Here is a 12,084-nt window from a genome sequence, read left to right on the forward strand (position 1 = left end):
CGTGCCGTACGTCACCGGAGCGTCAGGACTCGCCCCCCGCGGCCCCGGGTCCCGATGTCCCCGTCTTCCCCGGCGTGATGTGACGACGGCCGGCTTGGTCGGCAATATGGGTACGGTCGATGACTTTGCCCCATGCCGACCGAGCCGATCCGGGAGGGATCCTCTCCGTGTTCCTGCTGTCCCCCAGTCCTTCCCCCGTCCCCTCATCGACCCCGTCGCCCGTGCCGTCACCGACGCCTTCCGGGACACCGACGCCGTCGATCGTGGATCTCCCCGCTCAGATAACCCGGGGGTTGACCAACGCATGTAGCGGCGGCAGCGGCGACAGTGACGTAATCTGCGGCATCGTGAACTCCTTCCTTCCCGCGACCTGGGCGCCCGTGGTCGCAGGCCTGATCTCCATCGCGCTGATCGTGGTGATCGCCTTCATCCTGCGGAACGTGACCCACCGCCTGATCACCCGGGTGGTACGGCGCGCGTCGTCCGGCACGGGAAACTCGCTCGCCCTGCGGCTCCGCGGCAGGCAGACGGTGGAACCCGAAGGGCTCGACGCCGTCGCCGCCGAGCGGCGCAGGCAGCGCTCCGAGACGATCGGCTCGGTGCTCCGGCCCGTCTCCTCGATCGTCGTCCTCGGCACCGCCGCCCTGACCGTCCTGGACCGCCTCTCCGTCCCGATCGCCCCGCTGCTGACCAGCGTCGGCATCGTCGGCGTGGCCGTCGGCTTCGGCGCCCAGGAGCTCGTCAAGGACTTCATCGCCGGCATGTTCATGCTCCTGGAGGACCAGTACGGCGTGGGCGACGTGATCGACGTCGGCGCCGCCGTCGGCGCCGCCACCACCGGCACCGTCGAGGCCGTCACCCTCCGGATCACCCGCGTGCGCGACGCCGACGGCCGGGTCTGGTACATCCGCAACGGCACCATCACCCGCGTCGGCAACGAGTCCCAGGGCTGGTCGCGGGCCACCGTGGACGTCCCGGTCGCCTACACCGCCGACGTGCCCGCCGTCCGCAAACTGCTCGGCGAGGTCACCGACGAGATCTGGAACGACCCCGAGTACCGCGACGTCGTCATCGTCGAGGAGCCCCAGGTCTGGGGGATCGAGCAGATCTCCGACACCGCCATCGTCTTCCGGATCAGCGTCAAGACGATCCCGTCCTGCCAGGCCCAGGTCGCCAGGGAGCTCCGGCTGCGGGTGAAGGCCGCCCTGGACCGGGAGTCCATCACGATCGCCGGATAGTCGCGGAGTCCACGACTCACCGGGTGGACCGGTTCACGGCGATCGCCCGGCGGACCCGGGGTTCACGATGATCGCCGGAAGCGGGCGGGAGGGTTCGGCTCCACGTTCCGCCACCCCGTAGTCTGAAAGTGTGTCAGGAACCACCGAGGAACCCCAGACCTTCTACGAGGCGGTCGGCGGCGAGGAGACCTTCCGCCGCCTCGTGCACCGTTTCTACCAGGGCGTCGTGGACGACCCGCTGCTCCGCCCGCTCTACCCCGAAGACGACCTCGTCGGGGCCGAGGACCGGCTGCGCCTGTTCCTGATCCAGTACTGGGGCGGGCCCGGCACCTACAGCCAGGAGCGCGGCCACCCCCGGCTGCGGATGCGGCACAACCCGTTCGTCATCGGCAGCGCCGAGCGCGACGCCTGGCTGAAGCACATGCACGACGCGGTGACCTCGCTGGAGCTCCCCCAGGACCTGGAGAAGCGACTGTGGGACTACCTCGTCTACGCGGCGCACAGCATGGTCAACGCGCCCGACGCGTGACCGGTGCGCCGCCTTGAGGCATAAACCTCACTGAGCGGGGGCAACCCATCCCATATGGGAAACCCCTGGTGGCGTGAGGCCGTCGTCTATGAGATCTACGTTCGCAGCTTCGCCGACGCCTCGGGAGACGGCGTCGGCGATCTGGCCGGCGTCCGGCAGCGCCTGCCGTACCTCGCCGAGCTGGGCGTCGACGCCATCTGGCTGACCCCGTTCTACCGCTCGCCCATGGCGGACGGCGGCTACGACGTGGCCGACCACCGGGACGTCGACCCGCTGTTCGGCACCCTGGACGACTTCGACGCGATGGTGGCCGACGCGCACGCGCTCGGGCTGCGGGTGATCGTGGACATCGTGCCCAACCACAGCTCCTCGGCGCACGCGTGGTTCCAGGCCGCCCGGCGCGGCGAGGGCCGCGAGCGCTACATCTTCCGGGACGGCGGGGAGCTGCCGCCCAACGACTGGCAGTCCGTCTTCGGCGGCCCGGCCTGGACCCGGCTCCCGGACGGGCAGTGGTACCTGCACCTGTTCGACTCCGCCCAGCCCGACTTCAACTGGCGCAACCCCGAGGTGCACGCCGAATTCCTCGACGTGCTGCGGTTCTGGCTGGACCGCGGGGTGGACGGGTTCCGCATCGACGTGGCGATGGGCCTGTACAAGGCCGAGGGGCTGCCCGACACCCCGGTCGAGAGGCAGGCGTTCCGCACCGAGTCCCCCATCTGGGGACAGCCCGAGGTGCACGAGGTCTACCGTCAGTGGCGCAAGGTGCTCGACTCCTACGACGGCGACCGGATGGCCGTCGGGGAGGTGTGGACCGACTCCATCGAGGACCTCGCCCTCTACCTCCGCCCGGACGAGCTGCACCAGAGCTTCAACTTCGCCTGGATGGAGGCGCCCTGGTCGCCCACCGCGTTCCGGACCGTCATCGACGACACCATGGCCATCGGGGCCTCCCCCACCTGGGTGCTGTCCAACCACGACGTGGTGCGTCACGTGACCCGTTACGGCGAGGGCCTGCCCTACTCCACCACCGGTCTCGCCCGGGCCCGGGCGGCGCTGCTGACGATGCTCGCCCTGCCCGGCTCGGCCTATCTCTACCAGGGTGAGGAGCTCGGGCTGCCCGAGGTGACGGATCTTCCCCCGGAGGCCCGCCAGGATCCCATCTTCGCCCGCTCGGAGGGGAAGGTGCCCGGCCGGGACGGCTGCCGGGTTCCCCTCCCGTGGTCGGGCACGGCCGCGCCGTACGGCTTCTCACCCGCCGGCGTCGCCCCCTGGCTCCCACAGCCGATCGAGTGGGCCGCGCTGACCGCCGGACGTCAGGCGTCCGACCCCGAATCGACTCTCAGCTTCTATCGCCGCGCCCTGCAGGCCCGCCGCGTCCTGCGCGGCTCCCTGCCCGCCCGCATCACCTGGCTGGACTCCCCCGAGGGTGCGCTTTTCTTCACCCGCGGCCCGCTGACCTGCGCGGTCAACTGCGGCTTCAATCCGGTACGGCTCCCGCCCCACGACCGCGTCCTGATCGCGAGCGCTCCCCTGAGCGACGACATGCTCCCGCCGGACACCGCGGCCTGGCTCCACAGGTCGTGACCTCCGCCCGGCCCCGGGCGCCCGGAAAACCCGGCTGAGTCCCCGGAGGAGGTCCGCGGCGTGCGGAGCGTTCCCCCGGGGAACGGCCGGCGACGACGTCGCCGGCCCGAGTCGAGCGGCGCGGCGGAGGCCGGAGGGCGACGCCCTACTCGCGGGTGAGCTTGCGGTAGGTCACCCGGTGCGGACGGGCCGCCTCGGCGCCCAGACGCTCGATCTTGTTCTTCTCGTAGTCGGCGAAGTTGCCCTCGAACCAGAACCAGTTCGAGCCCTCTTCCCAAGCCAGGATGTGGGTCGCGATGCGGTCGAGGAACCACCGGTCGTGCGAGGTGATGACCGCGCAGCCGGGGAAGTCGAGCAGCGCGTTCTCCAGGCTGGAGAGCGTCTCGGTGTCGAGGTCGTTGGTGGGCTCGTCGAGCAGGAGCACGTTGCCGCCCTGCTTGAGGGTCAGCGCCAGGTTGAGGCGGTTGCGCTCGCCGCCGGACAGGACACCGGCCTTCTTCTGCTGGTCCGGGCCCTTGAACCCGAACGCGGCGATGTAGGCGCGGGAGGGCATCTCGACGTTGCCGACCTTGATGTGGTCGAGCCCGTCGGAGACGACCTCCCAGACGTTCTTGTTCGGGTCGATGCCGCCGCGGCTCTGGTCGGCGTAGGAGATCTTGACGGTGTCGCCGATGACGATCGAGCCGCTGCCCGGGGTCTCACCGCCGGTGATCATGCGGAAGAGCGTGGTCTTGCCGACGCCGTTCGGACCGATGATGCCGACGATGCCGTTACGCGGCAGGTCGAAGGTGAGGCCGTCCATCAGCAGGCGGTCGCCGAAGCCCTTGGTGAGCTTCTCGGCCCGGATGACCGTGGTGCCCAGGCGCGGGCCCGGCGGGATCTGGATCTCCTCGAAGTCCAGCTTGCGGTACTTGTCCGCCTCGGCGGCCATCTCCTCGTAGCGCTGGAGACGGGCCTTGCTCTTGGCCTGGCGGGCCTTGGGGTTGGAGCGCACCCACTGCAGCTCGTCCTCCAGGCGCTTCCTGCGCTTGGCGTCCTTCTGGCCCTCGACCTTCAGACGGGAGGCCTTGGACTCCAGGTAGGTGGAGTAGTTGCCCTCGTAGGGATAGCAGCGGCCGCGGTCCAGCTCCAGGATCCAGGTGGCCACGTTGTCCAGGAAGTAGCGGTCGTGGGTGACGGCCAGGACGGTCCCGGGGTACTTCTCCAGGTGGGACTCCAGCCACTGCACGCTCTCGGCGTCGAGGTGGTTGGTGGGCTCGTCGAGCAGGAGCAGGTCGGGCTGCTCCAGCAGCAGCTTGCAGAGCGCGACCCGGCGGCGCTCTCCACCGGAGAGCTTGCTGACGTCGGCGTCCGGCGGCGGACAGCGGAGCGCGTCCATCGCCTGCTCCAGCTGGCTGTCGAGGTCCCACCCGTTGCGGTGGTCGAGGGCGTCCTGGAGCTTGCCCATCTCCTCCAGCAGCTCGTCGCTGTAGTCGGTGGCCATCAGCTCGGCGATCTCGTTGAACCGGTCGAGCATGGCCTTGGTCTCGGCGACGCCTTCCTCGACGTTGCCGAGCACGGTCTTGGACTCGTTGAGGGGGGGCTCCTGCTGGAGCATGCCGACGGTGAAGCCGGGCATGAGCCGGGCGTCGCCGTTGGACGGCTGCTCCAGGCCCGCCATCATCCGCAGCAGCGTCGACTTTCCGGTGCCGTTGGGGCCCAGGACGCCGATCTTGGCACCCGGCAGGAACGACAGCGTCACATCGTCGAGGACAACCTTGTCGCCGTGCGCCTTGCGCACGCGCTGCATCGTGTAGATGTACTCCGGCATGCCTTCTAGCTTAGGGCCTGTCGCCATGCCCTCGCTCGCCCAGCGCAGGAGGAACGGGGTCAGCCCGGGGCCGCGGCCGGGGCTCCGGGTGGGCGGGCCGGGGGGACGACGGGGAGACAGACGCGGTCCCGGCCGAGTTCCTTGGCCCGGTAGAGGGCCAGGTCTGCCGCCGCGAGCAGCTCGATGAGGTCGTCTCCGTGGACGTTCATGATGGCGACGCCGGTCGAGACCGTCACGCTGAGCATGACCTCGTCCACGGGGACCGCCATCCGGGCGATGCGGGATCTCAGACGCTCCGCCACCCTCCGCGCCTCGACGCCGTCGGCCCGGGGCAGCAGGACCACGAACTCCTCCCCGCCGAACCGGCCCACCACGTCGTAGTCACGCAGCTGGCTGCGGAGCATGGCGGCCACCCCGATCAGGACCTGATCTCCGATCAGGTGACCGTGGTTGTCGTTGACCCGCTTGAAATGGTCGATGTCGATGATCAGAAGTGCCAGGGTCTCCCCGGTGCGCCGGGCCCGGCCGATCTCGGTGTCGGCCTCCCGTTGCCAGGCGGCGGCGTTGAGCAGGCCGGTCTTCGCGTCCGTCCGGGCCGCGGCCTGGAGCTGGGCGTGCAGGAGGCTCCGCTGGAGCAGGACCACCGGCGGCAGCGCCAGCAGCAGCAGCGGCAGGCCGATCCCGCAGGTGACGGCCACGAGGACGCCGAGGCAGAGCTCCACCACGTCGAGGGTCAGGCTCTCGCGATCCCACAGCACCTCGCGCCAGCTGCTCTCGGGATCGGCGGTGTGCGCGGCCACGGCGATGAGCCCGGTGTTGAGCACGGTGAACACCACGGCGCAGCCGATCGCCACGAGGATCGGCCCTCCGACGCCGATGGTCAGCTCGGACGGATCACCGACGCCCAGGTGGAACAGGGTCGAGGTGACGTAGCCCGCCAGCCCGATCGCGGCCGAGCTGAAGACCCTCCGGTAGAGAACCGTCTCGCGTACCCGTTTCTGGATCAGGATCTGCAGGGGGATGGGCGCGAGAAGCGCGTAGACCGGTGGAAGCAGCAGGGCCACCGGGAGCCACCAGGCGGACAGCAGGTCGCGGGAGACCCCCGCGGGCATGCCCAGCCGCCGCGTCGCCTCGATGCAGACCGCCCCGCACAACACCAGCGCCGTGAACGTCAGGACGTCGGCCCCGCGCACGACGCTCGTCGCGGCGGAGAACGCGAGCACGACCAGGCCGAGCGTCACGACCCCGCAGAGGTAGACGACCAGCGGGCGGCGCTGCCCGAGCAGCGGCCACCGGTCGGCCAGGGTCACCACGCCTTCACGTGGCTTGACCGAGGTGTGACTGGACACCGCCATGCCGCCCCCCTCTTTGACTAACGATGTGTAACACAATAGTTGCGGAGTGTGCGTCACGCGATGGGAACGGATACCTTTACGAAGTGGACTGACCTCGGTCGGCCCATGATTGGAAACCGCTCTCTCCGCGAGCGGTCCGCCAGGGAAAGGAGCAGCCATGCTGCGGGGCGTAACCTGGATCTGACAGGTGCCTCGGCGTCTGACATGCGCACGGCCATCGGCCGATCCCGCGGTGCCGCCGCCCTTCACCCGGTGAGGCACCGGCCGCGCCGGCCGATGCCTCCTCCCCTGCGTAGTCCTTCGTTCCGGCCCTTGGCTCCTGCCGACTCCTGCGACGGCCTCTGCGGCTGACAGCCCCGACGGCCCTCGCGGCTGACGACCCCGACGGCTCCTGCGACGGTCCCTACGGCTGACGGCTCCTGCGGGTAGCGTGCCGCGATGGCCAGCGCAGCCGCTCCCACCCTGCGACGGTCCCTACGGCTGACGGGCTCCTGCGGGGGTCAGGCGGCCGTCCGCGTGTCAACGGGCCACGGCACGTCATCCTTGCCCGCCCAGGGGATCACCTGCGCGCCCGCCTCCGCGACGTCCACACCGTCCGCACCGCCGTCCGGAGTGTCGACGCCCTCCGCGGTGTCCGCACCGCCGTTCGAGGTGTCCGTCCCGTCTGAGATGTCCGCCCCGCCATCCGCGCCCTCGCCGGGCCGGCTCCCGCCACCGGTCTCGGCGTCCATGCCGGTGACGGTCGTTCCTCCGCCCGCCGCGTCCCCGGAACCACCGTCCCCGCCCGTCGTCGTCATGGACGGCTGCCGGGCGTCCGCGCGCCACGACGTCCCGGGGGCGGCTCCGCCCAGTGCCCAGTCGTGGGTCTCGCGGTCCAGCTCGCTCCGCTCGCCCTGCCCCAGCGCCGGGACCACGCCACCCCGCTGCGGCTTGCTGAACACGCCGATCCCCCAGCGCAGGTCGTGACCGAGCGAGTTGGCCTCCACCTCCGCCATGAACCGGCGCTCACCCTCGTGGACGAACTCGCGGATGCGCAGCCGCCCCTGGACCACGACCGGCTGGCCCACCCGGACGGACTGGGCGACGTTGTCCGCCAGCCCCCGGAAGCAGCGCACCCCGAAGTAGGTCGTCTCCCCGTCGCGCCACTGCTGGTTCTCCCGGTCGAAGTGACGGCTGGTCGAGGCCACTTTGAGCGAGGTGACCCGCGACCCGTCGGCGAAGGTGTGCTGGCGCGGCGGAGCCGCGACGTTACCGGTCAGCGTGACGTAGATGTCGTTCATCGAATCGTGCCTCCCATGAGAGCGGGCGGGCTGCCCGCGATGTCAGAGACACGATGGCTCGCGTGGTCCAGGGCACGGCTCCCCGAACGACGATCTGTGGACGGCCGGGCGCCCCCGGAAGGAGCTGTGGACAGCTCGCTTCCCGACACAGGGGAAGCGCGTCAGGGAACTCCCCGCCTGGCGTCAGCCGCGCACGCCACCCACCGCCGTACGGGACTCACCGCATCGGCTTCCCGCACCCGGCGTCAGCCGCGCACGCTCCGCACCGCCGTGTAGAACTCGTTGTAGCGGGCCAGTTCCCGTTCGACCGGCTCGATCACCATGCTCTCGGCGGTCGTGCCGACCCTGCGGCGCATCTCGCGCTCGAGCCGGTCGCGCTCCTGGCCGGCTCCGAGCACCACGAAGTTCCGGCTGGCCATGGCGGTGAGCAGGCCGAGGCCGAGGACCGCGACCATCATCAGGCCGACCCACGGCAGCGAGGACGCGTCGCCGAACGCCTCCAGGTTCGCGGGAAGCTCGCCGACCTCGAAGACGCCGTAGGCGAGGGCCGTGCCGACCCACGCGAGCCCGGCCACGAACAGCAGGACCAGCAGGTACTGCCAGGCGAGGAGGGCCCGCCACCACGCCGGGACCCGGTCGAGCGAGGGGGCCACCTCGGTCAGCTCCTCCGAGAGCACCTGCGGCAGCTGCGCCGAACGGGAGCGCGCGGCGTCGCGGACGCCGTTCTGCCAGGTCTCGTGCATCCCGCCGGTGAGCCCGTCGGCCAGGGCCTGGATCGCGTTGTCCACCTCGGCGGGCTGCGCGGTCACCGCGCCGCCGGTCAGCCCCCGGATCTCGTCCTTGATGTCACCCAGGTTCAGGCTGTTCAGCGGGTCGGAGCGGAGCCGGGCCGCCCAGCGGGCGTACGGCCAGCCGACCCACTCGACGGACCGCACGCCGTACACGTTCTCCAGCGCCTCGCCGACGGCCGGCACCCCGACGGCGTCGCAGAGGGCGTCGGTCAGGCCGATCCGGCGGGCGTCGTCGATGGCCACCGGCGGGGGCGGGGCGTCCTCGTCGGGAACGACCTCCGCCAGGCGCCGGGTCAGCCGGTCGAGGTCCGCCTCCAGGCGCTGGATCGCCGCCCTGCGCCTGGCCACGGTGTCGGCGAGGACCGCCTTGAGGTTGTCCACGCCCTTGCCCGTGGTCGCCGAGGTGGTCACGATCGTGGGGTGCTCGACGCCCTCCCGGCGGAGCAGGTCCTCCAGGTCGGCGACGCACTCGGCCAGCTCCTCCGGGGCGAGCCGGTCGGCCTGGTTGAGCACGAAGATCGTCACCGCGTCGTGCCCGGCCAGCTCGGTCACGTAGCGGCGGTGGGTGGAGGCGTCGGCGTACTTCTGCGGGTCGAGGACCCACACGATGAGGTCGGCGACCTGGATGAGCCGATCGGCCTCGGTGTCGGTGAGCGCCCGGATGGAGTCGTGGTCGGGCAGGTCGAGCAGGATCAGCCCGTGGAGCCGGCTCTCGCCCTTGTCCAGCGCGCTGGCCCTGGCGAAGCGGTGCCGCCACTGGATCTGCAGCCAGTCGAGCAGCGGTCCGGCGCCCTCCAGCCCCCAGACGCAGGCGTGGGTGCGCGCCGTGGTGGGACGGCGCACGCCGGTCGGCGAGAGGTCGAGCCCGGAGACCGAGTTGAACAGCGAGGATTTGCCGCTGCCCGTGCCTCCGGCGAGGGCGACCACCGTGTGGTCGGAGGAGAGCTTGAGCCGGTCGCCCGCGCGGAGCAGCAGCTGGCCCGACTCGGTGAGGAGTTTGGGATCGACCCGGCCCGGTCCCAGCTCAACGATCTTGGCCAGCGCCGCGAGCCTGCTGCCGAGACCTTGACGCGCCGGGGTGATGCCGCTCGGAGGGGTGATACCGATGGTGCTGCTCATCGCGCGACCTCGAGGTTGTACGTTGCCTGGTAAAGGCGGGTGGCGGCGGATTCGTCAGGAATGCCTGCGCCGTCGAGGACCTGGATGTAGCGCGACGTCTCGTCGTCGAACAGCATGCCGATCCTGGCCCTGAGGTCACTGCGGGCCTTGGCCCCGATGTTGCGCAGGGACTCGGCGCCGAACAGCGCGTGCAGCAGCCGCTGGGGCAGCGCGCCCTTGCCCTCGGACTCGGCGGCGCCGTACCCCAGCAGCCCGACCGCGAAGATCACCGCCAGGGACTCCACGTCGAACGAGATGAGCCTGGTCACCGCCCGCTTGGTCACGCCTTCGGTGCGGATCAGCTGGACGAGGTGGTCCTGCCAGGCGGCCACGGTCCGGTTGGTCCTGCGCAGAAGCTCATCGGAGGGACGGCTGAGGCCGGGGGCGAGCGCCAGGGTCTCGGCCGCCCCGGGACGGTGCTGCCACCGCGACACGGTCTCCTCGGCCGCCCGCTGCGCCGCCGAGACGATGACCGACTCGAGCCCGGTCCGCAGGGCGGTCTTCAGCGCGTTGAGCCGCTCGGGCCCCTGCCGGCTCGCCTTGCCGGCGAACCGGCCGGGCTTACGCAGACGCAGGGTCCGCATGAGGTCGCCCGACCCGGCGAAGTCCTGCCACCGGGCGAGCATCTCCCCGCGGAGCAGCGAGCCGTTCCGCGTCGCCTTGTCGATCTCCGCCAGCGCGGCGGTGTAGGCGGCGTCCACGTCGCCGCGGAGCTGGCCCCTGATGGCCACCTGGGCCTCCAGCTGCCTGGCCAGGGCCGGGACCCTGGTCCGGAAGCTGTCGAGGGCTCCGTTCAGCGTCGCCCGCACGGCCTGCGTCCGGCGCTGATCGTCCACCGAGAGCTCGGCCAGCCAGAGCCGCAGCTCGGTGATCTCGTGGTCGGGGAGCATGCCGTCGACGACCTTGCTCTCGTCGATGACGAACCGCTCGACCTCGCCGAGGCCGTACTCGGTGAGCATCCGGACGAAGTGCTTGGTGACCACCTCGCGCGACTTGGGGGGAACCCGGGAGAGCACGATCGCCAGCCGGGCGCCGCGCTCCTTGGCCAGCCGGAGCAGTCTCCAGGCGGGGGCGTCGGCGTAGCGGGCGGCGGTGGTGACGAAGATCCACAGGTCGGCCGCGTCGAGCATGCGGTGGGCGATCTCGTGGTGCTCCTCGACGACCGAGTCGATGTCGGGGGTGTCGAGCAGCGCCACGCCCTGGGGAAGGCGCTCGGTGGAGACGAGCACGAGCCCGTCGAGCCCCGGCTTGGCGCCGGGAGCCTGCCTGCGCTCCAGGCTGCCGAGCAGGCCGCCCTCGGCGAACCACTCGTGGTCGTCGGGGTGGCAGGCGAGGACCGGCGTTCCCGTGGTCGGACGGCGCACGCCGGTCGCGCTGACCTTCGCGTTGGCGAGGGTGTTGAGCAGCGTGGACTTCCCGGCGCCGGTGGACCCCGCGATGACGATGAGCGCCGGCGCGGTGCTGGTGTGGACCCGGGGGATCACGTAGTCGTCGAGCTGCGTCAGGATCTCGGTCTGGGCCCGCCTGGCCTCCTCGGCGCCGGGGAGGTCCAGGCCGAAGCTGAGATCGGTGACGCTCTCCCGCAGCCCCGTGAGGGCGTTGGTCAGCGCCTCGGAGACCTCCTCGGGCAGCGGCGTCTCCCGGACCCAGTCTCCGGTCGCCCAGGCTTCGCTCTCCCCCGCCTCGTCCTCGTCCTGATCCGCCTCGGTCCCGTCCTCGCCTGACGCGGTCTCGTCCTCGCCCGCGTTGATCCCGTCCTGATCCGTCTCGGCCTCGCCCCGGTCCTCGGCGGGCTCGGCGGGCTCGGCGTCCCCGGAGCGTCCCTCCTCGGTCTCGTCCCGGTCCTCCCCGGAGGAGGCGACGACCGTCCCGGACGCCTCACCGGAGCCTCCGGCCGGGTCTGCGGGGTCGTCCTCGCGGGAGACGCGATCGTGCTCCGGCACGGCCGGATCCTGATCGTCCCGGTCCTCGGCGGGCTCGGCGTCCCCGGGGCGCCCCTCCTCGGCGGCCGCCTCGGGATCGTCCGCGTCGCCCGCAGGATCGGCGGAAAGCCCCTCATCACCGGGAGGCGTCCCATCGCCCGAGAACACCCGGCCGTTCGAGAGCGTCTCGTCCTCTCCGCCGCGAGCGGCGGGGGACTCCTCACCCTCGGCGGCCGGCCCCTCGCCTGCGGTGGGGGACGCCTCGTCGTGGACGGAGACCAGATCGTCGTCGCGGATGGCGCGGAAGGTCACGGTCTGTTCACCCGGGGCTTCGGAGTGGTCCGGGGAGGGGTCTCCCGACCCTTCCCGAGGGGCGTCGCCGAGTGCGTGGTCGCCCTCGCCCGGGGGCGCGGGCCT

General features: G+C 71.4%; 8 protein-coding genes. 3 read left to right on the forward strand and 5 right to left on the reverse strand.

Annotation, left to right across the window (positions count from 1 at the left end; translation table 11 throughout):
- Positions 1-347: 347 nt before the first annotated feature.
- The 3 genes from Plo01_RS25990 to Plo01_RS26000 all read left to right on the forward strand — a co-directional run bounded on the left by Plo01_RS25990 (position 348) and on the right by Plo01_RS26000 (position 3,351).
- The gene (locus Plo01_RS25990; RefSeq protein ID WP_239317074.1) at positions 348-1,238 is read left to right on the forward strand and encodes a mechanosensitive ion channel family protein; all 891 of its coding nucleotides are present in this window, start codon (positions 348-350) and stop codon (positions 1,236-1,238) included.
- Between the two features lie 130 nt (positions 1,239-1,368).
- Positions 1,369-1,767, forward strand: coding sequence for a globin (locus Plo01_RS25995; RefSeq protein WP_203893314.1), 399 nt, complete (start codon positions 1,369-1,371; stop codon positions 1,765-1,767).
- A gap of 54 nt (positions 1,768-1,821) precedes the next feature.
- Entirely contained in the window at positions 1,822-3,351 is a 1,530-nt protein-coding gene (locus Plo01_RS26000) for a glycoside hydrolase family 13 protein (protein ID WP_203893315.1), read from the forward strand.
- A gap of 145 nt (positions 3,352-3,496) precedes the next feature.
- Here the strand turns inward: Plo01_RS26000 and ettA are convergent, their stop codons facing one another.
- From ettA to Plo01_RS26025, 5 genes are all read right to left on the reverse strand, one after another.
- Positions 3,497-5,161, reverse strand: coding sequence for an energy-dependent translational throttle protein EttA (gene ettA / locus Plo01_RS26005; RefSeq protein ID WP_203893316.1), 1,665 nt, complete (start codon positions 5,159-5,161; stop codon positions 3,497-3,499).
- Between the two features lie 59 nt (positions 5,162-5,220).
- Entirely contained in the window at positions 5,221-6,516 is a 1,296-nt protein-coding gene (locus Plo01_RS26010) for a GGDEF domain-containing protein (RefSeq protein ID WP_203893317.1), read from the reverse strand.
- 500 nt (positions 6,517-7,016) lie between these two features.
- Positions 7,017-7,796, reverse strand: coding sequence for a single-stranded DNA-binding protein (locus Plo01_RS41080; protein ID WP_203893318.1), 780 nt, complete (start codon positions 7,794-7,796; stop codon positions 7,017-7,019).
- A 245-nt stretch (positions 7,797-8,041) separates the two neighbouring features.
- Positions 8,042-9,706 (reverse strand): GTPase, encoded by a 1,665-nt coding sequence (locus Plo01_RS26020; RefSeq protein WP_203893319.1) that lies wholly within the window; start codon positions 9,704-9,706, stop codon positions 8,042-8,044.
- Positions 9,703-11,979 carry a GTPase gene (locus Plo01_RS26025; RefSeq protein WP_239317076.1) on the reverse strand — a complete coding sequence of 759 codons (2,277 nt, stop codon included), beginning with the start codon at positions 11,977-11,979 and terminating at the stop codon, positions 9,703-9,705. Before Plo01_RS26025 ends, Plo01_RS26020 begins: the two co-directional genes overlap by 4 nt.
- Between the last annotated feature and the right edge of the window lie 105 nt (positions 11,980-12,084).

Origin of the sequence: Planobispora longispora (genome assembly GCF_016863135.1) — a bacterium.
GTDB lineage: Bacteria > Actinomycetota > Actinomycetes > Streptosporangiales > Streptosporangiaceae > Planobispora > Planobispora longispora.